Annotated in this window: 28 protein-coding genes and 1 riboswitch; of the genes, 18 read left to right on the top strand and 10 right to left on the bottom strand. The window is 76.0% G+C overall.

The features are described from left to right. Window positions 1-39: 39 nt before the first annotated feature. Together ACH5AR_RS09195 and ACH5AR_RS09190 are read left to right on the top strand one after the other, a co-directional pair. Entirely contained in the window at window positions 40-879 is an 840-nt protein-coding gene (locus ACH5AR_RS09195) for a MerR family DNA-binding transcriptional regulator (RefSeq protein WP_396300713.1), read from the top strand. Further along, window positions 876-1,862: a BtrH N-terminal domain-containing protein gene (locus ACH5AR_RS09190; RefSeq protein WP_396300712.1), complete on the top strand. Its 987-nt coding sequence runs from the start codon at window positions 876-878 to the stop codon at window positions 1,860-1,862. Before ACH5AR_RS09195 ends, ACH5AR_RS09190 begins: the two co-directional genes overlap by 4 nt. A 183-nt stretch (window positions 1,863-2,045) precedes the next feature. Here ACH5AR_RS09190 and ACH5AR_RS09185 read toward each other — a convergent pair whose 3' ends face one another. The 3 genes from ACH5AR_RS09185 to ACH5AR_RS09175 form a co-directional block, all read right to left on the bottom strand. Next, on the bottom strand, window positions 2,046-2,492 hold the full coding sequence (locus ACH5AR_RS09185) for a GNAT family N-acetyltransferase (protein WP_396300711.1): 447 nt from the start codon (window positions 2,490-2,492) through the stop codon (window positions 2,046-2,048). A 133-nt stretch (window positions 2,493-2,625) separates the two neighbouring features. Then, window positions 2,626-3,366: a sensor domain-containing protein gene (locus tag ACH5AR_RS09180; protein WP_396300710.1), complete on the bottom strand. Its 741-nt coding sequence runs from the start codon at window positions 3,364-3,366 to the stop codon at window positions 2,626-2,628. Window positions 3,367-3,479: 113 nt separating this feature from the next. Continuing rightward, entirely contained in the window at window positions 3,480-4,067 is a 588-nt protein-coding gene (locus tag ACH5AR_RS09175) for a GNAT family N-acetyltransferase (RefSeq protein WP_396300709.1), read from the bottom strand. Window positions 4,068-4,110: 43 nt separating this feature from the next. On the opposite strand from ACH5AR_RS09175, the gene ACH5AR_RS09170 reads away from it, so the two are divergent. Beyond that, window positions 4,111-4,986, top strand: coding sequence for a hypothetical protein (locus ACH5AR_RS09170; RefSeq protein WP_396300708.1), 876 nt, complete (start codon window positions 4,111-4,113; stop codon window positions 4,984-4,986). A gap of 144 nt (window positions 4,987-5,130) precedes the next feature. On the opposite strand, the gene ACH5AR_RS09165 is transcribed toward ACH5AR_RS09170, so the two are convergent. After that, window positions 5,131-5,979 carry a M23 family metallopeptidase gene (locus ACH5AR_RS09165; protein WP_396300707.1) on the bottom strand — a complete coding sequence of 283 codons (849 nt, stop codon included), beginning with the start codon at window positions 5,977-5,979 and terminating at the stop codon, window positions 5,131-5,133. A gap of 12 nt (window positions 5,980-5,991) precedes the next feature. Then, window positions 5,992-6,150: riboswitch (cyclic di-AMP (ydaO/yuaA leader) on the bottom strand. 195 nt (window positions 6,151-6,345) lie between these two features. On the opposite strand from ACH5AR_RS09165, the gene ACH5AR_RS09160 reads away from it, so the two are divergent. The 11 genes from ACH5AR_RS09160 to ACH5AR_RS09110 all read left to right on the top strand — a co-directional run bounded on the left by ACH5AR_RS09160 (window position 6,346) and on the right by ACH5AR_RS09110 (window position 16,361). Then, entirely contained in the window at window positions 6,346-6,636 is a 291-nt protein-coding gene (locus ACH5AR_RS09160; protein ID WP_396300706.1) for a YiaA/YiaB family inner membrane protein, read from the top strand. Between the two features lie 168 nt (window positions 6,637-6,804). Continuing rightward, complete coding sequence (locus ACH5AR_RS09155; RefSeq protein WP_396300705.1) at window positions 6,805-7,632, top strand: alpha/beta fold hydrolase; 828 nt, start codon at window positions 6,805-6,807, stop codon at window positions 7,630-7,632. Between the two features lie 55 nt (window positions 7,633-7,687). Then, a complete protein-coding gene (locus tag ACH5AR_RS09150) occupies window positions 7,688-8,254 on the top strand; it encodes a TetR/AcrR family transcriptional regulator (protein WP_396300704.1) in 567 nt (188 codons plus the stop codon). Window positions 8,255-8,378: 124 nt separating this feature from the next. Continuing rightward, complete coding sequence (locus tag ACH5AR_RS09145; RefSeq protein ID WP_396300703.1) at window positions 8,379-10,598, top strand: SpoIIE family protein phosphatase; 2,220 nt, start codon at window positions 8,379-8,381, stop codon at window positions 10,596-10,598. Between the two features lie 234 nt (window positions 10,599-10,832). Beyond that, on the top strand, window positions 10,833-12,092 hold the full coding sequence (locus ACH5AR_RS09140; protein WP_396300738.1) for a sensor histidine kinase: 1,260 nt from the start codon (window positions 10,833-10,835) through the stop codon (window positions 12,090-12,092). After that, the gene (locus ACH5AR_RS09135) at window positions 12,076-12,489 is read left to right on the top strand and encodes a roadblock/LC7 domain-containing protein (protein WP_396300702.1); all 414 of its coding nucleotides are present in this window, start codon (window positions 12,076-12,078) and stop codon (window positions 12,487-12,489) included. Before ACH5AR_RS09140 ends, ACH5AR_RS09135 begins: the two co-directional genes overlap by 17 nt. Beyond that, window positions 12,486-12,833, top strand: coding sequence for a DUF742 domain-containing protein (locus tag ACH5AR_RS09130; RefSeq protein ID WP_387759103.1), 348 nt, complete (start codon window positions 12,486-12,488; stop codon window positions 12,831-12,833). The genes ACH5AR_RS09135 and ACH5AR_RS09130 overlap by 4 nt, the downstream gene beginning before the upstream one ends. Window positions 12,834-12,957: 124 nt before the next feature. Then, window positions 12,958-13,527: a GTP-binding protein gene (locus ACH5AR_RS09125; protein ID WP_396300737.1), complete on the top strand. Its 570-nt coding sequence runs from the start codon at window positions 12,958-12,960 to the stop codon at window positions 13,525-13,527. Then, the gene (locus tag ACH5AR_RS09120; protein WP_396300701.1) at window positions 13,524-14,987 is read left to right on the top strand and encodes a cytochrome P450; all 1,464 of its coding nucleotides are present in this window, start codon (window positions 13,524-13,526) and stop codon (window positions 14,985-14,987) included. Before ACH5AR_RS09125 ends, ACH5AR_RS09120 begins: the two co-directional genes overlap by 4 nt. Further along, a complete protein-coding gene (locus ACH5AR_RS09115) occupies window positions 14,972-16,057 on the top strand; it encodes a cytochrome P450 (protein ID WP_396300700.1) in 1,086 nt (361 codons plus the stop codon). Before ACH5AR_RS09120 ends, ACH5AR_RS09115 begins: the two co-directional genes overlap by 16 nt. Before the next feature lie 43 nt (window positions 16,058-16,100). Further along, window positions 16,101-16,361 carry a hypothetical protein gene (locus ACH5AR_RS09110; RefSeq protein ID WP_396300699.1) on the top strand — a complete coding sequence of 87 codons (261 nt, stop codon included), beginning with the start codon at window positions 16,101-16,103 and terminating at the stop codon, window positions 16,359-16,361. A gap of 78 nt (window positions 16,362-16,439) precedes the next feature. On the opposite strand, the gene ACH5AR_RS09105 is transcribed toward ACH5AR_RS09110, so the two are convergent. Continuing rightward, entirely contained in the window at window positions 16,440-17,264 is an 825-nt protein-coding gene (locus tag ACH5AR_RS09105; protein WP_396300698.1) for an isocitrate lyase/phosphoenolpyruvate mutase family protein, read from the bottom strand. Next, entirely contained in the window at window positions 17,261-17,752 is a 492-nt protein-coding gene (locus tag ACH5AR_RS09100) for a carboxymuconolactone decarboxylase family protein (protein WP_396300697.1), read from the bottom strand. Before ACH5AR_RS09100 ends, ACH5AR_RS09105 begins: the two co-directional genes overlap by 4 nt. 169 nt (window positions 17,753-17,921) lie before the next feature. Between ACH5AR_RS09100 and ACH5AR_RS09095 the strand changes: the two genes are divergently transcribed. The 3 genes from ACH5AR_RS09095 to ACH5AR_RS09085 all read left to right on the top strand — a co-directional run bounded on the left by ACH5AR_RS09095 (window position 17,922) and on the right by ACH5AR_RS09085 (window position 20,034). After that, on the top strand, window positions 17,922-18,704 hold the full coding sequence (locus ACH5AR_RS09095) for an NRDE family protein (RefSeq protein WP_396300696.1): 783 nt from the start codon (window positions 17,922-17,924) through the stop codon (window positions 18,702-18,704). 99 nt (window positions 18,705-18,803) lie between these two features. After that, window positions 18,804-19,019 carry a hypothetical protein gene (locus ACH5AR_RS09090; RefSeq protein WP_396300695.1) on the top strand — a complete coding sequence of 72 codons (216 nt, stop codon included), beginning with the start codon at window positions 18,804-18,806 and terminating at the stop codon, window positions 19,017-19,019. 97 nt (window positions 19,020-19,116) lie between these two features. Beyond that, complete coding sequence (locus tag ACH5AR_RS09085) at window positions 19,117-20,034, top strand: undecaprenyl-diphosphate phosphatase (RefSeq protein WP_396300694.1); 918 nt, start codon at window positions 19,117-19,119, stop codon at window positions 20,032-20,034. A gap of 44 nt (window positions 20,035-20,078) precedes the next feature. Here ACH5AR_RS09085 and ACH5AR_RS09080 read toward each other — a convergent pair whose 3' ends face one another. Further along, window positions 20,079-20,981, bottom strand: coding sequence for a sigma-70 family RNA polymerase sigma factor (locus ACH5AR_RS09080; RefSeq protein WP_396300693.1), 903 nt, complete (start codon window positions 20,979-20,981; stop codon window positions 20,079-20,081). A 74-nt stretch (window positions 20,982-21,055) separates the two neighbouring features. Between ACH5AR_RS09080 and ACH5AR_RS09075 the strand changes: the two genes are divergently transcribed. Continuing rightward, window positions 21,056-22,510, top strand: a complete 1,455-nt coding sequence (locus ACH5AR_RS09075; RefSeq protein ID WP_396300692.1) for a PLP-dependent aminotransferase family protein — start codon at window positions 21,056-21,058, stop codon at window positions 22,508-22,510. An 88-nt stretch (window positions 22,511-22,598) separates the two neighbouring features. Here ACH5AR_RS09075 and ACH5AR_RS09070 read toward each other — a convergent pair whose 3' ends face one another. From ACH5AR_RS09070 to ACH5AR_RS09060, 3 genes are all read right to left on the bottom strand, one after another. Then, window positions 22,599-22,787 (bottom strand): DUF6126 family protein, encoded by a 189-nt coding sequence (locus ACH5AR_RS09070; protein WP_396300691.1) that lies wholly within the window; start codon window positions 22,785-22,787, stop codon window positions 22,599-22,601. A gap of 32 nt (window positions 22,788-22,819) precedes the next feature. Next, window positions 22,820-23,449, bottom strand: coding sequence for a helix-turn-helix domain-containing protein (locus ACH5AR_RS09065; RefSeq protein ID WP_396300690.1), 630 nt, complete (start codon window positions 23,447-23,449; stop codon window positions 22,820-22,822). Window positions 23,450-23,526: 77 nt separating this feature from the next. Further along, window positions 23,527-25,260 carry a pyruvate dehydrogenase gene (locus ACH5AR_RS09060; protein WP_396300689.1) on the bottom strand — a complete coding sequence of 578 codons (1,734 nt, stop codon included), beginning with the start codon at window positions 25,258-25,260 and terminating at the stop codon, window positions 23,527-23,529. Window positions 25,261-25,293 lie beyond the last annotated feature (33 nt).

Below are 25,293 nucleotides of genomic sequence, written 5' to 3'. Positions count from 1 at the left end.
GATGGACCCTCCCACGGGGGGAGGGTCCACGATGGGCACGTGCGAGACCCAGACGACGTCCCGAGGGACGACCTCCTCACCATCGGGCGCTTCGCCCGCCTCTGCCGGCTGAGCGTCAAGCAGCTGCGCCACTACGACGACACCGGCGTGCTGCCGCCGGCCCGGGTCGACCCCGCCACCGGCTACCGCTACTACGCCCCCGGACAGGCCCGTGACGCGCTCACCGTCGCCCTGCTGCGCGACCTCGACGTACCGCTGGCGGTGATCGCCGCGGCCCTGGCGTGCGCCGGTCCCGAGCGGGCCCGCCTGCTGCGCGCCGAACGCGACCGGGTCGCCGAGCGGATCACCCGCGACCGGGCCCGCCTGGAACTGCTGGAGCGCCTCGCGGATGGCGGCGCGCTGCCCGGGTACGGGATCACCCCCGGCCGCGAGCCCGAGCGCCGGCTCGCCGTGGTGCGGGCGGTGGCCGGACCGGGCGAGCTGGCGGAGCGGGTCGGCGGGTGCGTCGGGCGGCTGCTGGCCGCGCTGGACGGCACGCCGTGGCGGCCCCCGCTGTGGGGCCTGTTCCCGCTGGACCCCACGGAGGGCATGCGGATCGCGGTGGGCGCCGAGACGACGGCGCACACCGGCCCCGTGCCGGGCGGCCCGGACCGGCAGGTGCTGCCCGGCGGACCGACGCTGGAGACGGTCCACCACGGCCCGTACACCCGACTGCCGCTCGCCTACCACGCGTTGCTCGCCGCCGCGCACGAACGCGGGCTGCGGCCGCTGGCACCGGTGCGCGAGGCGTACCTGGTCGGCCCCGGGCAGGCCCCTGCGGAGGAGTGGACGACCCGGCTGGTCGTCCGGGTCGGGGAGCAGGCAGGGGAGGCGGCGTGACACGGGCGCGCACAGGCGAGCACTGCGAGACGACGGCCCTGGGCGTGCTGCTGCGCCACGAGGGCGTGGACCTGTCCGAGCCGATGCTGTTCGGGCTCGGCTCCGGGCTGTCGTTCGTCTACTGGGACGGCAGGGGGATGGACTTCCCGTTCCTCGGGGGCCGGGTCGGACCGTTCGAGCTGACCCGTGCGCTGGCCGCCCGCCTCGGCCTGGAACTGGACGTCCGGGAGACCGCCTCGCCCCGCCGGGCCTGGCAGAACGTGGCCGCCGAGCTGGACGCCGGGCGCCCGGTCGGGCTCCAGCTGGACAGCTACCACCTGGAGTACTTCACCTCCCGGGTGCACTTCGGCGGGCACGTGGTGGCGATGGTGGGCTACGACGCGCACGACGCGCACCTGGTGGACACCGCCCGCCAGGGCGGGGCGGTCACCACCGGTCTGGCCTCCCTCGCGGCCGCGCGCGCCGAACGCGGCCCGATGACCGCCCGCCACCGCTCCTTCACGCTCGCCCTGCGCGGCGCACTCCCGGACCTGCGGGGCCTGCTGGCCCCGGCGATGGCGCACTGCGCGGCGGCGTTCCTGCACCCGCCGATCGCCAACCTCGGCCACCGCGGCATCGCGAAGGCCGCCGCCCTGGTGCCGGGCTGGCGGGCCCGGGCCGACCGGCCCGAGGTCCGACTGCCGCAGGCCGCGCGGATGATGGAGTCGGCCGGGACGGGCGGCGCGCTGTTCCGCAACCTCTACCGGGACTTCCTCGGCGAGTGCGCCGAGCTGCTCGGCGACCCCCGGGTGCGGACCGCCCGCGACCTGTACGCGCAGGCCGCGGCGGGCTGGACCGAGGTCGCCGCACTGGTCGCCGCGGCCGGGGAGTCCGCAGACGCCGCGCCACTGGAACAGGCCGGCCGGCTGCTGGGCGAACTGGCACGGATCGAACGCGAGGCGATGGGAGAGCTGGCCCCCCTCGCGGACCCGGCCACCGCGTAGGCCCCTCCGGCCGGTCGCGGACTAGGGCGTGTCTGACAATTCGCGTCGGACCAGGGCGCGGCGTCGGGGTGCGTGCATCGCAAGGCGGAGGAGGGAGCCACTGCGGAGCATTGGCGACCGACGACAACGCGGCGAGGTGCGTGCCCCGACGCCGCGCACCCGGCGAGAATTGTCAGACACGCCCTAGACGGTGAAGCGCAGTTCGGGGCGGTCCCAGGTGATCCTCCCCTGCGCGGGGAAGGTCCCGACGCGCTCGGCGCCCACGCGCAGGTAGAAGCGCTCGGCGCGCGGGTGGGAGACGACCTTGACCGAGACGATCCCGGCCTCCCGGGCGCGGTCGAGCATGTCGTCGATCAACTGCCGCCCGAGGCCCAGGCCCTGGGCCTCGTCGGCGACGAACATCAGGTCCAGTTCGGCCGGTTCGCGGATCAGGCCGTAGAAACCGAGCAGGCGGTCGTCCGCGCTGTCCACCACCATCCGGACCAGGTGGCGGGCGAGGTAGTCGGGCGTCACGCGGTAGCCGTCGACCATCGCCGCGTACTCGCCGTGGTAGGCGGAGGAAGCCTGGATCAGCGCGGTGAGCCGGTCGGCGTCGGTCGCCTCGGCCTGCCGCATCGTCAGTTCGGTCATGCATTCGAGTATAGGGGTCAACTCGGCGAGTGACTATTACATAAACCCTGACCGGCGCCGGCTCGCCGCCGCACCGCCCGCAGCACCGGCGCCCGCCGGGGGCGACCCGCCACCGGCCCGGGGCAGCGGCGGTTCAGCGCCCGAGCAGGCCCTGGGCGGCGAGCCGGTTGACGTTGGTCAGGCCGCGGACCAGCTGGGTGGTGAGGAAGACCAGCACCAGCCCGACCAGCGAGAGCGCGGCGATCTGCCAGGGCGCCTGGATCTCGTACACGTGCCGGACGCCGTCGCTGTCGCGGAAGTCGAACAGCCGGTACCCGTTCCACGGGGTGTAGGCGCGGAAGACCCAGTGGTACGCGGGGTAGAGCGCCAGCGACCAGCCGAGCAGCAGGAAGACCAGCGTGACCGCGAAGCTGAGCACCGCCCACGGGAACATCACCACCTGGTACAGCACGGCCTTCCAGCCCGCCGCGTCCGCCAGCCGCGCGGTGATCGCGCCCCAGGTACCGGGGCGGACCTGGCGCACCGGCTCCGGGCCCGGGACGTCCAGGGCCAGCATGCCGCGCACCCGGGCCCGCTCCAGCCGGCCGAAGCCGCGAGCCAGGCTGGTCAGGGCGCCCAGCACGGGCAGGCCGAGGACGGTGACGAAGGTGCCGAGGCCGAAGCAGAACATGGTGATCGAGACGGCGAACCCGGCGATCGCCACCGGCAGGCCGCTGAGCGCGTAGCCGACCTCGCGGTAGTAGTACGCCGAGAACGGCGTCCGCCACAGGGCCGGCCGCCGCTCGGTCCGGCGGGCCCGGGCGGGGTACGGGCCGCTCCCGTGACCGCCCAGGACGTCCCACTCCCGGTCCTCCGTGCTGCGGCTGCTGCTCATGCTCCCGGCCCCCGGCCCCTCGTTCTGGCGTTCGTTCGTCCCGCTGACGGGGTCCAGTCTGGTGGACGCGCCGGCCGGGCGTGATCCGGAGGCCTGGCGGATCGGGGGTGGGGTTAACCCCCCTCCCCGCGGGCGGCCGGGCCCGGCCACTCGTCGGCGAGCAGCCCGTAGAGGGAGGAGTCCCACCACGCGCCGTCCTTGAACCCGTCGTGCCGCAGCCGCCCCTCCAGCCGGAAGCCCAGGCCGGTGAGCACCCGGACGGAGGCGGTGTTGTCCACCCGGACCCGGGCGGACAGCCGGTGCAGGTCCAGCGCGCCGAAGGCGAAGCCGCAGAGCAGGCCGACGGTCTCGCGCGCGTAGCCCCGGCCCCACGCCCCTCGGGCCAGCACGCACCCGATCCCGGCGGCGCGGTGCCCTTCGAGGGTGAGCGAGGCCTGCCCGACCGGCCTCGCCCCGGCCGGCTCCTCGGCGTCGGCGAGCCTGGTGACGGCGAGCCGGTAGGTGTCCCGCTCCTCGGCCAGCGCCTCCTCCACGTACAGCTCCAGCTGGTCGGCGCACTCCTCCCGGCTGCCGGGGCCGAAGGGCAGGCGGCGGGTGACCTCCCGGTCCCCGAACAGCGCGTGCAGCGCGTCCACCTCCTCCTCGGTGTGGTGGTACTCGCGCAGGGCCAGTCGCGGGCCGGTGAGACGTACGGGGACCATGGTCGGCGACCCTACCCCCCGCCCGGCGACTACCGTTCGGACCATGAACGACGATGACCTGCGGCTCGCCCCGCGCACCAAGGCCGCCGACCTGCTCGCCTGGGCGGCCGAGCAGGGCCGCGCGCCGGTGGCCGAGGGGCCGCTGCGCGCGGTGCTGGCGCTGCTGGAGCTGGGCGAGGGCAGGATGCACGACGGCTGGCCCGAACTGACCTCCGACGCGGTGGAGCACCTGCTGTACGAGCGGCTCCACCTGTACGTCCAACCCGCGCCCGAGGAGGACCCGCTCGCCTACGGCGACGCCGTCCGGCTGCTGATCGACCACCAGCGGGCGGCCCGGCGGCTGAACGCCAAGCGCCAGGAGCGGCTGCACGCGGAGGCCGAGTGGCAGGGCGAGGTCGCCGCCGGGCTGCTGCGCCGCGCCGACCTGGTCACCTGGCCCCGGCTGTACGCGGTGCTGCTGCACGCCCACGGGGTGGACGTGACGGACACGGCGGCGGTGCGGGACTGGCTGGCCGGCTTCGGGGAGCTCCCGGCGGAGGAGCGACCGGCCGCGTACGAGGCGCTGGTGCCGGCCGGCTGGCTGGACGAGCCGGACGAGCAGGGCTGGGGCCCGGGCCGGGTGCTGGCGGTCGGGATGGCCACGGACGGCGCGCGGCGGCTGCTGGAGCAGGGCCTGATGCGGCGCAGCTACCGCAACCTGGCCGAGCTGACCGCGCTGGGCCGGCCGATGCCCGAGGAGCTGGCCGGGGACTTCGAGCGGTTCGAGGAGGCGGCCGCCGACGCGGCGCTGGACCTGTTCGGCGACTGGACGGTGCCGGGGCTGCCGCGGCTGCTGGTGACGGAGTTCCCCGAGCTGGCGCCGGAGCCGGGGCAGGAGGAGATCGAGGCGTACCTGGCGCAGCTGCCCGCCGGGGACTGAGGCGCCGTGCGAAGGCCCCCGGCCGGGAGCCGGTGCTCCGGGCCGGGGGCCTTCGCGGGCGCGTCGGGGCGTCGGTCCTGAGGCCTGAAGGCCCGAGGGCCCGAGGGCCCGGCCTCACGGGTGCCCGTCCCGGGGGCTCCTGCCTCAGGGGTTGAGGCCGCGCTGCTGGAGCCAGGGCTCCGGGTCGACCGGGGCGCCGCCGCCGGGGCGGACCTCCATGTGCAGGTGCGGGCCGGTGACGTTGCCGGTCGCGCCGACCTTGCCGATCTGCTGGCCCGCCGCGACCTTGCCGGAGCCCTTGGTGATGGCGGAGAGGTGGCAGTACCAGATCTCGGTGCCGTCGGGCAGGGTCTCGACGATCCGGTAGCCGTACGAGCCGGCCCAGCCGGCCGAGGTGATGGTGCCCTGGCCGAGCGCGAGGACCGGGGTGCCGGTGTCGGCGGCGAAGTCCAGGCCGGTGTGCAGGTGCGCCCAGTAGCGGGCGCTCTGGCCGTAGTGGGCGGACAGCCGGTAGTCCGTCACCGGGAGGGTGAGTGCGGCGGCCTTGGCCCGCTCGGCCTCCTCGGCGGCACGCTTGGCCTCGGCCTCCTTGGCGGCGGCCTTGGCCTCCGCCTCCTGGGCGGCCTGGAGCCGGGCGGTCTCCTCGGCGGCGGTGCGCTGGCTGTCGGCCTGGTGCTGGATGCGGGCGGCGAGGGCCAGGCCCGGGTCGGCGGAGAGGGCCACGGGGGCCTCGTCCGGGGCCTCGATCGCGGGGGCGGCGGCCGGGGTCGCCGAGGCGAATCCGGTGGCGCCCAGGGTGGCGGCGACGGCGGTGACGCCGAGCAGCGGGGAGGCGCCGCGGGTCTGACGCGGCAACCGGTGGCGGTTGGCCTCGGCTTCCTCGGCGAAGGCCTCCGGGCCGAGGGCCTCGGGGCCGCCCGGGCCGGGGTGGTCGAGGAGCCGGGTACCGGCTGCGGGGCCGGCCGGGTGTGCCGGGGTGTGCGTCGACGCCACGGAGGCGCGCTCCTTTCCTTCCTTCGCGCCTACCGGGTTAGCTGACGGGTTCGGAGCAGGAAGGTCTCCTACGGCCGGGCCGGAGCCCCGCCGATTCACCCCAGGAAACGTGGTTCCCCGGCTCCCTGACCGGCCGGGAGGCCGGTCGTCGGGATTAGGCGACGGCGCACGGTGCCGTCTGGTTACGGCGTTGACGACCGCGCTGCGTTATCAAACGTTAATCCTAGGAGGCGCTGATTCCAAGCCATCCGTTCGGAGCAGCGCGGCGGCAGGTGACCGGACGTCAACGAACGGCCCCTCATGCACGGCCGCACCTGAGTACGGCTACTCATGTGCGGCCCGGCCCCCCGGCCGCATCCTGACGCCATGAGCGCACCGATGCAGTCCCGCACGACGGCCGCGTACTTCGTCCAGGCCGTCCTGTCCTTCACCCTGTCGGGCATCGCCCTCGCCGCCGGGATCGCCTACCTGCCGGTCGGCGGGTGGACCCGGGCCTTCCTCGGGATCGGCCTCCTCTACACCGTCACCTCCGCGTTCACGCTGGCGAAGGTGGTCCGGGACCGGCAGGAGTCCAACGAGATGGTCACCCGGGTGGACCAGGCCCGGCTGGAGAAGCTGCTCAGCGAGCACGACCCGTACAGGGTCGAGGGGGTCTGACCGCCCCCGCGCCCTCCCCGACCGCGCCCTCCCCGACGGACCCGGGCCGCCGGGCCGGGACCGCCGCACCGGACCGCCGAGCACTTGACGGCTAAGGCTATTAGCCTTAGCTTGATGGCTATCAACAGTAGCGCCGATGCCCGCACCGGCGGCCCGAGGAGGACCCCCATGAACGGCACCGTCACCCCGACCACCCGGTACCTGACCGTTCCCGGCGGCCGGATCGCCTTCGACGACACCCGGCAGGGCGACGGCGCCGCCGTCGTCCTGCTCCCGGGCATGCTCGACAGCCGGGCCGCGTACCGGCACCTGCGCCCGCTGCTCGTCGCCGCCGGCCACCGCGTCGTCACCATGGACCTGCGGGGCTTCGGCGAGTCCTCGATCGCCTGGGACGACTACGGCCCGGCCGCCGTCGCCGGGGACGTGCTCGCCCTGCTGGACCACCTCGGCATCGAGCGCGCCGTCCTCGCCGGGAACTCGTACACCGGGGCGAGCGTCGTCCGGGCCGCCGCGGACGCGCCCGAGCGGGTCGCCGGGATCGTCCTGATCGACGCCTTCGTCGAGAACCCGCCGCCGGGCGCCCTGATGCGCGGCGCCCTGGCCCTGCTCGGCACCGCCCTCGTCCACTGGCCGGCCGCCTGGGGCTTCTACCTGCGCCGGATGGCCTTCCCCGGCGCCAAGCCCGCCGACTTCGACGCGTACGTGGACGGACTGGTCGCCGCCCTGCGCACCCCGGGGCGGAAGGCCGCCACCCGCGGGTACGTCCGCGGCGACTCGGCCCCGGTCGGCTGGACCGCCGCGGTGCGCTGCCCGGCGCTGGTGGTCATGGGCGACAGGGACCCCGACTTCCCGAAGCCGGAGCTGGTCGCCGACCGGCAGGCCGCCGCACTCGGCGCCCGGAAGGCGATGATCGAGGGGTCCGGGCACTACCCGATGGCCGACAACCCGGCGGCCACCGCGGACGCCCTGCTGCCGTTCCTCGCCGGGCTCGGCTGAGCCCCGGCCCCCGCACCGCCCCGCCCGCCTTCATCCGTACGGAGAGCCCGAACCCATGCCCCGCGTAGGACTGACCCCCGACCAGGTCGTCGACCACGCCCTCGCCCTCATCGACGAACAGGGCGCCGAGGCCCTCACGCTGGCCTCCGTCGCCGCCCGGGCCGGGGTCGCCACGCCCTCGCTCTACAAGCACGTCAGCGGCGGCCTCGCCGAACTGCGGCGGCTGGTCGCCGTCCGGGTCACCGGGGACCTCGCCGACCGGCTGGCCGAGGCGGCCGTCGGGCGCAGCGGGGACGACGCCGTCGCCGCCCTGCTGCGCGCCTACCACGCGTACGCCACCGAGCACCCGCACCGCTACCACGCGCTCCCCCAGGCCCCGCAGCCCGACGACGACCTGGCCCGCGCGGGCGCCCGGCTGGTCGGCGTGATCATCGCCGTCCTGCGGGAGTACGGCCTCGACGGCTCCGAGGCGATCCACGCCGCCCGCACCGTCCGCTCCGTCGCCCACGGCTTCGCCTCCCTCACCGCGGCCGGCGCCTTCCAGCTCGCCGAGGACCTCGCCACCACCCACGACCGCCTGGTCGCCACCCTCACCGCCGGCCTGCGCGGCTGGCCCGCGTAGCGGCCCGTCCGGTCGGCCGGCCGGTCCGCGGTGCGGGCCGGCGGACGGCGGGGCGGGGCGTGCGGGGCCGGTGCGGCGGGGCGGGGCGCCGTCGCCCGGTGGGGAAATGGGGTATCAAGGGTCAGTGCCCCTGGAGCCCGCCGGCAGTCCGCCCGCCCGCAGTGCGATGCGCTGCGTGCGCCTGCTGCTCGGCTGCACCAGCGCCGCCGAGCTGCTCGGCACCGTCCTGGCGGAGGGCCCGGCCTGGATCACCGGCGAGGGCTCCGCGCTCTACCTGCTGGACTCCGCCGGGATGCTCCGGCTGACCGCCTCGCACGGGCTGCCGGACTGGGCGCACGAGCGCTACGGCGTGGTCGATCCGGCCGGTGAGCTGCCCGCCGCGATGGCCCTGCGGCTGCGCCGCCCGTACCTGCTCAGCCCCGAGCACACCAGCGTCGACTACCCGAACCGGAACGCCGGCATGGGCACCGGGATGGTCGCCGTGGTCACCCTGCCGATGGTCGTGGACGAGCGGCCGATCGGCGTGCTCGCCCTCGCGCTGGCCCACCGGGGCACCGTCCCGCGCCGGGACCTGGACGTCCTGGAGACCGTCGCCGAGGCCTGCGCCCACCGGCTGGCCCACCTGCTGGACCACGCCGACGCCCACCTGCCGCACGGCACCCGGGCGCCGTACGGGGTCCGCTTACCCGACGGCCCGCGGGCGGCGGACGGCAGCCCCGCCGGGCTGGCCCACCCGCTGCTGTCGCTGGCCGTGCGGGCCGCCGGGCACGGCGCCTTCGAGCGGGACCTCGTCACCGGGGAGAGCTACTGGGACGCGGAGGCGTTCCGGCTGGCGGGCCTGCCGGCCGATCCGGACGGCACCGCCCCCGAGCTGGACCGGCTGGTCCACCCCGAGGACCTGCCGGACGTCCAGGCCGCGCTCGCCGAGGCGCTGGCCGCCGGCGGCCGCTACCGGATCGGCTACCGGGTGCTGCGGCCCGGCGGCCGGACCGCCCGGGTCGAGGAGTCCGGCGAGGTGATGCTGGACGTGCACGGCCGGCCGGTGCGGATGGCCGGGCTGCTGGCCGACGCCGGGCACCGGGAGCGCCCGCCGGACGGCGAGCGCGCCTCCCCCTCCGCCGCGCGCACGGCGCTGCTGCTGACCCTCACCCGGGCGCTGTCCCGGGCGGTGACCGTCCGGGACGTCACCACCGCCGTGACCGACGTCGCCCGCCCGGCGCTGGGAGCCGCCGGCATCGTGCTGGACCTGGTGGACGAGGGCCGGCTGCTGCCCGTCTCGCACACCGTGTACGGGGGCCCGCGCCGCACCGAGCTCACCCGTCTGGCGGACCTGTCCGAGAACGTGATGCAGCACTCACTGGCTCGCTCCGCCCCGCTGTTCAGCGAGCCCTCGGCGGCCCGCACCCGGCGCGACCCGCTCGCCCCGGCGGCCTGGGCGGTGCTGCCGCTGGTCGCCTCCGGGCAGCAGGTCGGCTCGTGCCTGATCACCTTCGCCGCCGAACGGGCGTTCAGCCGGGAGGACCGCACCCTGTACTCGGCCTTCGCCGGCATCCTGGCGCAGTCCCTGGAGCGGGCCCGGCTGTACGACACCCACCACCACCGGGCCTCCGAGCTCCAGCGGGCGATGCTCCCGCGCACCCTGCCCCGGCTGGCCGGGATCACCAGCGCCGCCCGCTACCTGCCGAGCACCGAGGGCATGCAGATCGGCGGCGACTGGTACGACCTGCTGCAGCTGCCGGACGGCCGGATCGGGCTGGTGATCGGCGACGTCCAGGGCCACAACGCCGAGGCCACCGCCGTGATGGGCCAGTTGCGCAGCGGGCTGCGGGCGTACGCGACGGACGGACACGACCCGGCGGCGACCCTGGCCCGCACCAGCCGGCTGCTGGCCGAGCTGGACACCGACCTGTTCGCGACCTGCCTCTACCTGACCCTGGACCCGGCCGACGGCGTGCTGACCGGGGCCCGGGCCGGGCACCCGGCGCCGGTGCGGATCACCGCCTCGGCCGCGGCCGTCGAGCTGGAGCTGCCGGGCGGGCCGCCGCTGGGCGTGGACCCGGACTGCCCGTACCCGCTGGCGGTGGAGCGGCTGGAGGTCGGCGAGACGCTGCTGGTGTACACCGACGGGCTGGTGGAGGACCGCGAGGAGGACTACGACGAGTCGGTGCAGCGGATGCTCGGCGGGCTCGAACTGTGGGCACGGCAGACGTCTCCGGGGCGGATCGGCCCCACGCCGGCGCTGGAGCGGCTGGCCGACCTGCTCACCCTGAACGTGACCGAGCGGCGCTCCCGGCCGGACGACGTGGCGCTGCTGCTCCTGCACCGGACGGCACGCCTTCCGTGACACCGTGCGCACAGGCCCCACACATCACCGGACGGGATCCGGCCGACCGGCGCGATCCGGACGGCCACCACCGGTGCCCGTGAGGGCCGCTGCGTCGCCTCGTCAGGTGGGGAGATCGGGGTCGAACGACTGCCGATTGACGCCGAATTGACTCGATATTGACGAGATCCGGTCACTTGGCGAGATCCGTTCACACCTTCGTAGGATCATCACCCTAGAATTCGCGGCGTGACGATGACTCAGTGGTCCGTAACGGCAACCGGCGTACTCGCCGTCCTCGCCCTCGTGGCCGCCGCGCGGTACCGCGCCGTGTCCGTCACCCACCGCCGCCGCGCCGACCGGCTGCACGGCGAACTCCTCGCCCTCCAGGCCCGGCTGGCCGACGAGCAGTCCCGCCGCGGCGCCGAACTCGCCGCCGTCCAGCAGGAGCAGGAGCACACCGCCTCCACCCAGCGGGCGTTCCTCAGCGTGGCCCGCCGGATCCTGGTGATGGCCCACGACCAGCAGGCGCTGCTGGACGAGATGGAACGCACCCACGACGACCCGGCGCTGCTGGAGGGCCTGCTCAAGGCCGACCACGCGGCCGCCCAACAGGCCCGGCTGGCCCAGACCCTGGCCGTGCTGTGCGGCGCCCGGGCCGGCCGGCACTGGCCGGAACCGGTCTCCCTGGAGGACGTCGTCCGCGGCGCCCAGTCGCGCATCCTGCCGTTCCAGCGCGTGGTGGTGCGCAGCCGGACCGAGACCGCGGTGGTCGGCGCCGCGGCCGAGGCGCTGATCCACGCGATCGCCGAGCTGCTGGACAACGCCACCCGCTACTCCCCGCCCAGCACCCAGGTGTTCGTCACCCTGATGCCCGTCCACAACGGGGCCGTCATCGAGATCGACGACGGCGGCGTCGGCATGCCGGAACAGGCCGTCGCCAAGGCCGCCGCCGCGCTGGCCGGCGGCAGCACCCTGGAGGTCTCCCGGCTGGGCGAGGTGCCGCAGCTGGGCCTGGCCGCGGTCGGCCGGCTCGCCGAGCAGTACGGCTTCCGGGTCACGCTCAGCTCGGCGCCCTCGCCGTACGGCGGCGTTCGCGTCGTCCTGCTGCTGCCGAACGCCCTGCTCACCGAACCGCTGCCGCCCACCGTCCCCGGCCTCGGGCCGGACGACCGGGCGTTCAACCCCGGCCCCCGACCGGCCTCCCCCGCCGGTCACCCCCTGGTGGAGACCCCGCCCCCCGGCCGCCACGCCGCCACCGGTGACACCCCGCCCCCGCTGCCCCGCCGGAGCCACCGGCGCGGCCGTCCGGGCCGTACCGCCCAGCACGCCGCTCCCCCACCGCCGGCCGCGCCGCCCTACCGCTCGGCGCGGGACGCACAGGCGTTCATGGCGATGTTCCAGGCCGGGACGGCCAGCGGCCGGTCCGCCGCCCGGGCCCAGTCCGACCCTTCCCTTCCCGCTTCCCCCCGACTTCCCCAGCGCTCCGGAGAGTTCCATGACCACCACCCCTGATCTCGGCTGGCTGCTCGCCGACATCATCGCCGTCCCGCAGGTCCAGCACGCCGTCGTCGTCTCCAACGACGGTCTGGAGATCGGCCGCAGCGCGGACATCCCGCGCGACGACGCCGAACGGCTCGCCGCCGCCTGCTCCGGACTGCAGTCGCTGGCCCGCGGCGTCGCGACGGGCTTCGGCGGACCGGGCAGCGCCACCCGCCAGATCGTCATCGAGTACGGCGGCGGCTACCTCTTCGTCGTCGCCGCCGGGGCCGGCGCGCACCTGGCCGTGGTGGCCGGCGAGGCGGTCGACGCCGGCCTGGTCGCCTACCAGATGCAGGTCCTGGTCGAACGGATCGGCACCCACCTCACCAGCCCGCCGCGCGTCGACCACGCGGCGGGGGGCCACCGGTGAGCGGGCCGGTCCGGCCGTACGTCATCACCGGTGGGCGCAGCCGCCCCACCCGCGCCGAGCTGGCCGTGGAGAGCCTGGTCAGCGCGTTACCCGAGGCACCGGACCTGCCCGAGCACGAACTGCTCAACCGTGAGCACCGGCGCATCCTCGCGCTCTGCCACAGCCTGCTGTCCATCGCCGAGGTGGCGGCCCACCTGGGGCTGCCGCTCGGTGTCGTCAAGGTGCTGGTCGGGGACCTGTGGGACCTCGGCGCCGTCCAGGTGCTGCCACCCGTCCCGCAGGCCGAACGCCTGCCCGCAACCCTCCTGGAGGAGGTGCTCGTTGGCCTCCGCCAACTCCGCTGAAGCCGTCCCCGGCGCCCCCGGCGTCCACGACGCGACCGCCGTCACCGACCCGGCCGCCGTCACCGACGCCGTCGGCCCGGCCAGCGCCACCGACCCGGCCGGCTCCGCCGCCGGGCCGCAGTACCTGCCCGCCTCGGTGCAGGGCGCGGTCAAGATCCTGGTCACCGGACCGTTCGGGGTCGGCAAGACCACCCTGGTCGGCTCGCTGAGCGAGATCACCCCGCTGCGCACCGAGGAGACCATGACCGCCGCCAGCGCCGGCATCGACGACCTCACCGGCCGCCCCGGCAAGACCACCACCACGGTGGCGCTGGACTTCGGCCGGATCACGCTCAACCCCCGGCTCGCGCTGTACCTGTTCGGCACGCCCGGCCAGCAGCGGTTCTGGCCGCTCTGGGAGGACCTGTCGCGCGGCGCGCTCGGCGCCATCGCCATGGTCGACCTGCGCCGCCCGGACGAGAGCTTCGACGTGCTCGGCCGGCTGGAGGAGCAGCGCATCCCGTTCGCGGTCGCGGTCAACACCTTCCCGGACACCCCGAGCTACCCGGAGGAGGAGCTGCGCTCGGCGCTGGACCTGCTGCCCGAGGTGCCGATCCTGCACTGCGACGCGCGCGACCGCCGGCAGTCGTACGACCTGCTGATCGACTTCGTGGACCACCTGCACCGCAGCTCGGTCCTGGAGCTCCAGGGATGACCTCACCCGAACCGCCCGGCCCTCCCGGGTGCCCGGTCGCCCACGGCCGCGGCCTGCCCGGCGGGCTGCCCGTGGGCGTGCCGCTGACGCCGCTGTACGGCCAGGCCGTCGCCGAGGACCCGCACGGCCTGTACGCCCGGCTGCGCGAGCGCTACGGGCCGGTCGCCCCGATCGAGCTGGAGCCCGGGGTCGAGGCCTGGCTCGTCCTCGGCTACCCCGAGCTGCTCGAACTCACCCGCAACGAGGCCCTGTTCTCCAAGGACTCGCGCCGCTGGCGGGTGCCCGCCGAGGGCCGGCTGGCGGCCGACTCCCGGCTGCTGCCGATGACCTCCTGGCGGCCCACCCTGCTCAACCTGGACGGTGCGGAGCACCAGCGGCTGCGCGCCGCCGTCTCCGACACCCTCGCCCAGATCGACCACCACCAGCTGCGCGGCACCACCGAGGCCGCCGCCAACGGGCTGATCGACGGCTGGGGCCCGGACGGCACCGCCGACCTCGTCGCCCAGTACGCGCGCCGGCTGCCGCTGCTGGTCTTCACCCAACTGCTCGGCCTGCCCGCCGACGCCGGCCCGCACCTCATCCGGCTGATCAGCCACATCGCCGACAGCGGCGCCGAGTCGGTGCGCGCCAACCGGGAGTTCCAGGCCGTCCTGGTCGACCTGGTGCGGAGCCGGCGGTCCGCGCCCAGCGCCGACCTCACCTCCTGGCTGCTGGCCCACCCGGCCGCGCTGACCAACGAGGAGGCGGTGCACCACCTGGTGGTGCTGATGGTCGCCGGGAACGAGACCACCATCTGCTGGACCGGCAACACGCTGCGGCTGCTGCTCACCGACCGCCGCTTCCGGGCCACCCTCACCGGCGGGCGGCTGACCGTCTCCGACGCGCTGGAGGAGGTGCTCTGGCGCGACCCGCCGACCCAGAACTTCCCCGGCCGCTGGGCCACCGGCGACACCGTGCTCGGCGGCCAGTACATCAGCGCCGGCGACATGCTCGTCCTCGGCCTGGCCGCGGCCAACGCCGACCCGGCCGCCCAGGGCGTCTCGGCCGCCGCCCAGGGCTCGTTGGGCGGCAACCGGGCGCACCTCGCCTGGGGTGCGGGCCGGCACGTCTGCCCGGCCCAGCACCCGGCCAGGATCATCGTCGAGACCGCCGTCGAGACCCTGCTGCACCGCCTGCCCGACCTCCAACTGGCCGTCCCGGCGAGCGAGTTGACCTGGCGGCCGTCCCCGTGGTCGCGGGCCCTGACCGCCCTCCCGGTGCTCTACAGCGCCTTCACCCCGCCCCGACCGCCCGCCCCCGAGAGGCCCGCATGGACGCCACCGCCGACGCCGGAACCCGCGCCGAGCCCGTCAGACTCGACCCCTTCGGCCGCGACCAGCACACCGAGAACGCCCGACTCCGCGCGGCCGGCCCCGCGGTCCTGGTGGAACTCCCTGGCGGGGTGGTGGTCTGGGCGGTAACCCACCACGAGGCCCTCCAGTCCCTGCTCGCCGACCCGCGGGTCGGCAAGGACGCCCGGCTCTGGACCACCTTCCGGGAGGGGCGGCTGCCGGAGGGCTGGCCGCTGCTCAACTTCGTCACCGTCCCCGGCATGGTCACCGCCGACGACGAGGACCACCGGCGGCTGCGGCAGCTGGTCTCGCAGGCCTTCACCCCGCGCCGGACCGCCGACCTGGCCCCCGCCGTCGAGGCCCGGGCACTCGCGCTGCTGGACGGGATCGCCGAGCTGGAGGGCGAGTTCGACCTGCGGCGGCACTTCGCCTACCCGCTGCCCATGCAGGTGATCGGCGAACTGCTCGGCCTCGCGCCGGAACAGCAGGACGAGCTGCACGGGCTGTCCGACACCCTGGTCTCCAGCTCGGCCACCCCGGCGGCGGCGCTGGCCGCGCAGCGGGAGCTGAACGCGCTGCTGGCCTCGGTGGTGGCGGCCAAGCGGGCCGAGCCGGGCGACGACCTGACCAGCGACCTGATCGCCGCCCACGAGGAGGGCGACCGGCTCAGCGAGGCCGAGCTGGTCGGCACCCTGCTGCTGATGCTGGTCGCCGGGCACGAGACCACGCTCAACCTGATCACCAACGCCGTCCGCGCCCTGCTCGCCCACCCGGACCAGCTGCGGCTCGTCCTGGACGGGGAGCAGCCGTGGTCGGCGGTGGTCGAGGAGACGCTGCGGTACGACTCCCCGGTCGGGCAGTTCCCGCTGCGCTACGCACGCGAGGACATCGCCGTCGGCGACGTGGTGATCCGGCGCGGCGAGGCGCTGCTGGCCTCGTACGCGGCCGCCGGTCGGGACTCCGGGCACCACCCGGACGCGGACCGCTTCGACCTCACCCGGCCGCCCGCCAGGCACCTGTCCTTCGGCCACGGCCCGCACTTCTGCCTGGGCTCCGGGCTCGCCCGGCTGGAGGCCGAGACGGCGCTGCGGCACCTGTTCGCCCGCTTCCCGGGGCTGGCCCCGGCGCCGGGCCGGGCGGACGAGCCGATCCCGTCGTTCGTCAGCAACAGCGTGCGCACCCTGTGGGTGACGGTCTGAGCCGGGCGGTTACCTGAGGGCGGTCCGGGTCGTTCGGCAGGGCATGAAGAAACTCGCCACCCTGGCCGCCCTCACCATGGCGGGCCTCGCCCTCGCCGCCCCGGCGGCCTCCGCCACCACCCAGACCGCCGCCTCGCCGGACGCCACCGGGGGGCTCACCGACGGGCTCTCCGTCGCCCCCGCCGACCTCGCTCTGAAGACCCTGGGCAAGCTCCCGGTGGTCGGCAAGCCCGCCGAGGAGATCGAGGCGATCGGGACCGGCCAGATGTCCCACCCCGGGCTCAGCGGCCAGATCCTGAACTGAGCCGCCGACCGGACGAGGTGCCCGTGGCGGCCGGCCGACCCCCGAACGGCCGGCCGCCACGGGCCCGTCCGCGCGCGCTCAGCCCGCGGCCAGCCGGTTGAGCTCCGGGTAGGCCAGCCCCTCGGCGAGCGCGGTGAACGTCCCCGGCCCGTACACCTCCTCGGCGGCCCGGCGGACCGCCGCGTACGCCACCTCGGCCAGGCCCGGGCCCAGGCTGATCCGGGCCACCCCGAGCCGCGCCAGCTCGGCGACCGCCGGGGCACCCGGGCCGACCAGCACGTTCAGCGGCGCCGGGACGGCCGCGACCAGGGCGGCGATGGTCGCCGGATCGGACACCCCGGGGGTGAACACGCCGTCCGCGCCCGCCGCGACGTACGCCCGCAGCCGGGCCACCGCGTCGTCCAGCCGGCCCTCCGGGGCGCCGATCCCGCGCAGGAACACGTCGGTGCGGGCGTTGACGAAGAGCGGCACGCCGGCGGCGTCCGCCGCGGCCCGGGCGGCCGCGATCCGCTCGGCGGCCTCCGCCGCCGGGCGCCCCTCGTCCTCCAGGTTCACCCCGACGGCGCCGGTGTCGAGCAGCGCGGCGACCGTCGCGCCGACGCCGGCCGCGGTGTCCGCGTAGCCGCCCTCCAGGTCCGCGGTGACCGGCAGGTCGACCGCGCGGACCACCTGGGCGGTGCGGGCCAGCACCTGCTCAGGATCGGCGCCGCCGCCGTCCGCGCTGCCGAGCGACCAGGACACGCTCGCGCTGGCCGTCGCCACCGCCCGCGCCCCGGCTCCGGCCACCAGCCGGGCGCTCGCCACGTCCCAGGCGTTCGCCAGCACCAGCGGCTCGCCCGGCCGGTGCAGCTCCCGCAGCAGCCGGGCCCGTTCGCGCCGGACGGCCGGGTCAGCGGCGCTCACCGGGCGGCCGGGCTCATCCGGCTGGTCACGCCGATGCGGTTCCAGGCGTTGATGGTGACGATCAGCCCGATCAGCTGGGCCAGCTCGGCCTCGTCGAACCGCGCGGCGGCCTCCGCGTACACGGCGTCCGGCACGTGGCCCTCGGTCAGCAGGGTGACGGCCTCGGTGAGGGCCAGGGCGGCGCGCTCGCGGGCGGTGAACCACGGGGTCTCGCGCCAGGCCGGGAGGGAGAGCAGCCGGTGGTCCTGCTCGCCGTGCTCGCGGGCGTCGGCGGCGTGCATGTCGATGCAGAAGGCACAGCCGTTGATCATCGAGGCGTGCACCTTGACCAGCTCGGCGAGCACCGGGTCGACGCCCTCCCGGGCGGCCCGGTCCATGGCGACCACCGTGCGGTAGAAGGCGGGGGCCACCTTGCGCATGTCCAGCCGCTGCTCGGGGGCGGGCACCGGGGCCCCGGTGCTCTCGTGCGTCGTCTCGTGCGTCGTCATGGCCGCCAGCCTAGGAGCGCGGTGGCCTGCCGTCCTGGTGCGTTCGGCCGTCGGTTCCTTGGGCCACTTCCGGCGGGCGAACGCCCGTGCGAGGATCGCCGTCAGGAGACCACCGGTGGGAGGTCACCGACAGGAGACCACCGGCAGGGCGAGGTCAGGGGGCAGGGTCGTGTGTACGGCGTTCGTCAGCATCGAGCCCGCAGCGGCCGTCCCGGTCCTGCTGCTGTCCGTCCGGGACGAGTACCTGGGCCGTGCCTGGCTGCCGCCGGACCACCACTGGCCGGACCGGCCCGACCTGCTCGGCGGACTGGACCTCGCGGCCGGCGGCACCTGGCTGGCCGTCGACCCCGCCCGGCGCACCGCCGCCTGCCTGCTGAACGGCTTCGGCCCGCCCGCCCCCGCCGACGCCCGGCGCACCCGCGGCCGGCTGCCGCTCACCGCCGTCCGGGAGGGCGGGATCGGCCACCTCGACCTCACCCCGTACGACCCGTTCCACCTCGTCCTGGCCCGGCCCGACGGGGCCCGGGTGTCCAGCTGGGCCGACGGGCGGCTGGAGGAGCGCGAACTGCCGCCCGGCCTGAGCGTGGTGCTCAACGACGGACTGGAGGGCCTGTCCGCCGACCGGACGGCCTCCGCGCGGGTCCGCGCCCTGATGGCCGCGCGGGCCGCCCACTTCCGGTCCCGGTTCGGCGCGGTGCCCCGGCCCGAGCCGACCGCCGGGGGGCCGACGGCCGGGGCCTGGGGCGGCTGGCTGCCGATCGTCGCCGGGGACGGGCTGGCGCCGGACGCGGACGCCGCCCTGGTGCAGCGGCGGGACTTCGGCGACGGCCGGATCTGGGGCTCCTCGTCGATCTCGCTGCTCGCGCTGGGGCCGGACCTGCTGCGCTACGACTTCACGGCCGCGCCGGTGCCGGCAAACGGGCCGGGCTGGCGGCGGGTGGCCGCCGGCTGAAGCGGTGCCGGGCCGGCGGGCGCCGGGAGAGCAAGGACTTGAACCTGACGCTGCGGGAGGCGGCATCGTGGCGCGGGTCGATCCCGAAGGAGACCCGCCGTGCCCTGCCCGGAGACCCCGCACCGCCCCCGCCGCCTGCTCCCCGTGCTGACCGTCGCCCTGCCGCTGGCGGTCCTGCCGGCCGCGGTGGCCGCCCTCGCGCTGCTCGGCGACGCCGTGCACCGGGCCGTGCCGTCCGCCACCGTCCTGGCCGCCGTGGCCTCCGCGTTGCTGGCGCACCTCGGCCCCGGTGTCCCCCAGCCGTACGGTCGGTGAACTTCCCCCGACGGGGCTGCCGAACGTCTACATGCCCGTAGTAGCTTCGCGACGGCCCCCGACCCGGCCGGCCACCGACCCCCAGCGAAGGTGCGCGATGTCGACCCTGACCTACCCGGAAGCGATAGGCGTCGGCCTGCTCCAGGGCGTGACGGAACTCTTCCCGGTCTCCAGCCTCGGCCACAGCATCCTGCTGCCGGCCCTGGTCGGCGGACGGATCCAGCACGACCTCGACATGACCGCCGAGGGCTCCTCGTACCTCGCCGCGCTCGTCGCCCTCCACCTGGCCACCGCGCTCGCGCTGGTGGTCTACTTCCGCAAGGACTGGGCGCGGGTGGCCCGGGGCCTGCTCGGCTCGATCCGGCACCGCCGGGTGGAGACCCGCAACGAGAAGCTCGCCTGGCTGCTGGTCCTCTCCACCGTCCCGGTCGGCGTGGCCGGCCTCGCGCTGGAGAAGGCCCTGCGCAACGCGCTCGGCAAGCCCGTCCCGGCCGCCGTCTTCCTCGCCCTCAACGGGCTCGTGCTGCTGGGCGCCGAGCGGCTCAGGCGCGGCGGGTCCGGCCGCCGCCGGGCCGGGCACGCCGCCCCCGCCGACGAGCCGGGCACCGACCCGGCGATCGCCTCCGACCAGCGGCTGACCAGGCTGGGCTACGGGCAGGGCGTCCGGATCGGCGCCGCGCAGATCCTCGCGCTGCTCCCCGGCATCAGCCGCTCCGGCGTCACCATGAGCGCCGGCGTCCTGCGCGGACTGCACCACGAGGACGCCGCCCGGTTCTCCTTCCTGCTCGCCACCCCGGTCATCCTCGCCGCCTCGGTGCTGAAGGTGCCCGAGCTGTTCCGGCCGGAGAACTCCGGCGTGCTCGGCCCCGTGCTCGCGGGCAGCGTCGCCGCCTTCCTGGCCGGCTACGTCTCGGTGCGGTTCCTCACCCGGTACTTCGAGACCCGCAGCCTGACGCCGTTCGCGCTCTACTGCTTCGTCGCCGGCGTCGGCAGCGCGGTCTACCTGTCGCTCTGAACCGCCCGGGCCCCGTCCGCCACCGGGACCGCTCCCCCGGCCCGTCAGGGCACCAGGCCCAGGGCGGCCAGCCGGGCCGGGTCGGTGAGGACGTCCAGCGCGGTGATCCGGCCCCGGTGGACGGTGAACGACATGACCGACAGCGGGCGGCCCCCGGCGAAGGACACCACCCCGGGCGAGCCGTTGACCAGGACCACCCGGCCGTCGGCGGCGAAGCGGGCGAAGGCGACCGCCTGCGCGGCGACGTCCGCCGCACCGCGGCGCAGCACGCCCGGCACCAGCGTGCCGCCGTCCGAACGGGCCACCACACCCGGGTCGAGCACCGCCAGCAGGGCGTCGAAGTCGCCGCCCCGGGCGGCGCCCAGGAAGGCCTCCACCACCTCGCGCTTGCGGGCGACGTCGGTGTCCGCGGCCGGGGTGGCGTCCCGGACCCGGCGGCGGGCGCGGCTGGCCAGCTGCCGGGTGGAGGCGGCGGTCCGGCCGAGCACCTCGGCGATCCCGTCGAAGGGCACCTCGAACATGTCGTGCAGCACGAAGGCCACCCGCTCCGCCGGGGAGAGCGCGTCCAGCACCACCATCAGCGCCAGCCCGACCGAGTCCGCGACCAGCACCCCGTGCACCGGGTCCGCCGCCGACAGCCCGTCGACCACCGGATCCGGCAGCCGCACCCGGCCGTCCTCCTCGGGCAGCGGGTCCTCCCGGCGGGCGGTGCGGGAGCGCAGCTGGTCCAGGCAGATCCGGCCGACGACGGTGGTCAGCCAGGCCCCGAGCCGGCGCACCTCGCGCACGTCGCTGCGGCTCAGCCTCAACCAGGCCTCCTGGACGGCGTCCTCGGCCTCCGCGACCGACCCGAGCAGCCGGTAGGCCGCCGCCCGCAGCTGCGGGCGCTCCGCCTCGAACCGCCGTGCCAGCTCGGCCTGTTCACTCCCCGCCACGTCCTCGCCCACCCCGTCACACACCCTCGGCCCGTGATCCGTCGCTCCGATGACGGAGGTTAGCCGACGAGCGCGAGAATGGGGCGGTGAGCACCTCCCGGACCACCTCCTGGACCGCCTTCGGCGGCGACCTGCACCTGGACCTCACCGAGCGGCGGGCCGCCGGGGCCGGGCTGCGGGCCGCGCTGGAGGACGCGCTGCGCGAGGCCGTGCAGGACGGCCGGCTCGCCCCCGGCACCCGGCTGCCGTCCTCCCGGGCGCTCGGCGAGGACCTCGGGATCGCCCGGAACACCGTGGTGGAGGCGTACGGCCAGCTCACCGCGGAGGGCTGGCTCAGCTCCCGGCAGGGCTCCGGCACCACGGTCGCCCGGCGGGCGGTGCCGGAGCCGGCCCGGGGCCGGCGGCCGGGCGCCCCGGCGGTGCCGCCGCGGCCGGCCGCCCGGCACGACCTGATGTCCGGACGGCCGGACCTCTCGCTCTTCCCCCGCACCGCGTGGCTGGCCGCCGCCCGCCGCGCCCTCGCCACCGCGCCGCACGAGGCCCTCGGCTACGGCAGCCCGCTCGGCCGGATCGAGCTGCGGCAGGAGCTCACCCACTACCTGGCCCGGGTCCGCGGCGTCCGCACCGACCCCGACCACCTGCTCGTCTGCACCGGCGTCACCCAGGGCCTCGGCCTGCTGTGCGCCGCCCTGCGGGAGCGCGGCGCCCGCACGCTGGCCGTCGAGGAGTACGGGCTGCCGCCGCAGCACGCGACCGTCCGGGCCGCCGGGCTCACCACCGCCCCGGTGCCGCTGGACGAGGACGGCGCCCTGGTGGACCGGCTCGATCCCCGGGCCGGCGCCGTCCTGCTCACCCCGGCGCACCAGTACCCCACCGGCGCGGCGCTGCCAGCCGCCCGGCGGGCGGCGGCGGTGCGGTGGGCGCGGGAGCAGGACCGGTACGTCGTCGAGGACGACTACGACGGCGAGTTCCGCTACGACCGGCAGCCGCTGGGCGCCATGCAGGCGCTGGACCCGGAGCGGGTGGTGTACGCCGGGACGACCGCCAAGAGCCTCGCGCCGGGCCTGCGGCTGGCCTGGCTGGCCCTGCCGGACGCGCTGGTGGAGCCGGTCGCCCGGCTGAAGGTGCTGGCCGACACGATGTCCCCGGTGCTGGACCAGCTGACGCTGGCCGAGCTGATCGCCTCCGGCACCTACGACCGCCACGTACGGCGCTGCCGGCTGCACTACCGGCGCCGGCGCGACCACCTGGTCGCGGCGCTCGCCGAGCACGCCCCGCACGTCCGGGTCACCGGCATCGCGGCCGGCCTGCACGCCGTGCTCCGGCTGCCGCCCGGCTCCACCCCCGAGCCCGAACTCGTCGACCGCGCCCGGCAGTCCGGGATCGGCCTGCACGGCCTCGACTGGCACCGCGTCACCCCGGGCGCCGGCCCCGGCGCCCCTGCGGCCCCGCCGTCCCTGGTCATCGGCTACGCCACCCCGCCGGACCACGCCTTCCCGGCCGCGGTCCGCGCCCTGTGCGAGCTCCTGCGCGGGGCCTGAGCCGGGGACGCCGGGGGCAGGAGTCCGCCCGCCCCCCCGGGGGTGGGGGCGGGCGGACGGTACGGGGGTGGACGGTACGGGGGCGGGGCTACTTGTTCCGGCTGCCCAGTTCGAAGAGGAGGATGATGAACCCGGCGAAGAGGTGGCCGCCGGCGGTGTAGATCAGCAGGCGGAGGTAGATCCGCTTGTTGGCCCACTTGCCGGCGTCCATGGTCTTCGGGCCGGCGGCGGTGTCGGGGGCGGCGGCCGGGGTGACGGCGGTGGTGGGATCGGCCATGGTGATCTCCTCCGGGGTGGGCTGACGGCGGGTCAGTGGGCGGCGGGGCCGCCGCCGAGGCAGAGTTCGCCGCCGGGGCTCTGCAGCAGGGTGTGGACGAAGAGCAGTTCGACGCCGCCGTCCGACTCCGCGGCGATGCAGTGCGGGGTGAGCGAGTCGTAGTGGGCGGAGTCGCCCACGCCGAGGCGGTGGACGCGGTCCCCGAGGGTGACCCGCAGCGCGCCCTTCAGGACGTACAGCCACTCCTCGCCCGGGTGGACCCGGACCACCGCGTCCTGCACCCCCGGCGGGACGTGCACCCGCAGGGCCTGCATGGCGCGCCCGGGGGCGCCGGCCCGCCGGTAGCCCCAGCCGCCGGCCCGTCCCGGCTCGATGTCGCCGCCCCGGACGATCGGGTCCGGCTCGGCCAGGGTCTCGCCGAGCAGGCCGGAGACCGAGGTGCCGTACGCGCGGGCGAGGCCGAGCAGGACGGGCAGCGAGGGCTGCCGCCGCCCGGTCTCCAGCCGGGACAGATAGGCTGGGGAGAGCCCGACCCGCCCGGCGGCCACCTCCAGCGTGAGGCGGCTGCTGAGCCGGTGCTCACGGAGACGGGCGGCGAGGCCGGCGACCTCCTGGTCGTCGAGCTGTTCGCCTGCGGCGGCGCCGGTGGAGCTGCTGGTCATGTGTCCAGTGGACACCCGCCGTGCCGCACGGGCAAGAAATTTGCCTCAGAGGCAAGCCCTGGAGCGGTACCGCGCGCTCAGGGCCGCGGGATGTTCCGCAGGTTGCTCCGGGCCAGGTCGATCATCCGCCCGACGCCGCCCGCCAGCACCGTCCTGCCCGCCGCCAGCGCGAAGCCCTTCAGCTGGGCGGCGGTGATGTGCGGCGGGATGGACAGCGCGTTGGGGTCGGTGACCACGTCCACCAGGGCCGGGCCCGGCCGCTCCAGCGCCTCCGCCAGCACCTCCCGCACCCGGGCCGGCTCGGTCACCCGCTTGGCCTGGATGCCCATCGCCCGGGCGATCCCGGCGTAGTCCACGTCCCCGTTGTCGATCTCGTACTCGGGGAAGCCGGAGACCAGCATCTCCAGCTTGATCATGCCGAGCGCCCCGTTGTTGAACACCACCGTCTTCACCGGCAGCCGGTGCTTGGCCACCGTGAGCAGCTCGCCGAGCAGCATGCCGAGGCCGCCGTCGCCCGCCATCGCGACCACCTGCCGCCCGGGGCAGGCCAGCTGGGCGCCGATCGCGTGCGGGAGGGCGTTGGCCATCGAGCCGTGGAGGAAGGAGCCGATCACCCGGCGGCGGCCGTTGGGCCGCAGGTAGCGGGCGGCCCAGACGTTGTTCATGCCGGTGTCCACGGTGAACACCGCGTCCTCGGCGGCCACCTCGTCCAGCACCGAGGCGACGTACTCCGGGTGGATCGGCAGGTGCTTCTCGATGTCCCGGGTGTACGCGCCGATCACGTCCTCCAGCGACCGGCAGTGCTTGCGCAGCATGCCGTCCAGGAAGGCCCGGTCGCGCTTGGCGTCCAGCAGCGGCAGCACGGCCCGCAGGGTGGCGGCCACGTCGCCGTGGACGGCGAGTTCGAGGGCGGTGCGGCGGCCGAGCCGGGTGGCGTCGTGGTCGACCTGGACGGTGTTCACCTGCGGCAGGAAGGAGTCGTACGGGAAGTCGGTGCCGAGCAGCAGCACCAGGTCGGCGGAGTGCAGCGCCTCGTGGCAGGCCCCGTAGCCGAGCAGGCCGCTCATGCCGACGTCGTACGGGTTGTCGAACTGGATCCACTCCTTGCCGCGCAGCGAGTGGCCGACCGGTGCGTTCAGGGCCTGGGCGGCCGCCATCACCTCGGCGTGCGCCCCGCGCACCCCGGCCCCGCAGAACAGCACCACCTTGCGGGCCGCGTTGAGCAGCCGGGCCAGCTCCTGCACCTGGGACCACGGCGGCGCGGCGACGGCCTGCTCGGTGAGGAAGTGGCTGGTGCCGGTGGGCGAGGCGGCGGGCAGCGCGGCGACGTCCCCGGGGAAGGCGAGCACCGAGACGCCGTGCGAGCCGAGCGCGTGCTGGACGGCGATCCGCAGCAGGCGGGGCAGCTGGGCGGGGGCGGAGAGCATCTCGCACCAGCTGCTGCAGTCGGTGAACACCCGCTCGGGGTGGGTCTCCTGGAAGAAGCCGGTGCCGATCTGCCCGGAGGGGATGTGCGAGGCGAGCGCGAGCACGGGCAGGCCGCTGCGCTGGGCGTCGTACAGGCCCTGGACGAGGTGGGTGTTGCCGGGGCCGCAGGAGCCGGCGCAGACCGCGAGCCGGCCGGAGAGCTCGGCCTCGGCGGCGGCCGCGAAGGCGCCGGCCTCCTCGTTGCGCACGTGCACCCAGCTGATGCCGTCGGCCCGCCGGATCGCGTCCACGACGGGGTTGAGGCTGTCCCCGACGACGCCGTAGACCCGCTCCACCCCGGCCTGCCGGAGCACCTCCACCATCTGTTCGGCCACGCTCGGCACGGCTGCCCTCCTTCGGTCGCCACGGGACACCTG

Origin of the sequence: Kitasatospora sp. NPDC018619 (genome assembly GCF_044391605.1) — a bacterium.
In the GTDB taxonomy this organism is placed as follows: Bacteria; Actinomycetota; Actinomycetes; order Streptomycetales; family Streptomycetaceae; genus Kitasatospora.
This window is presented reverse-complemented; position numbering and strand designations above follow the sequence as displayed.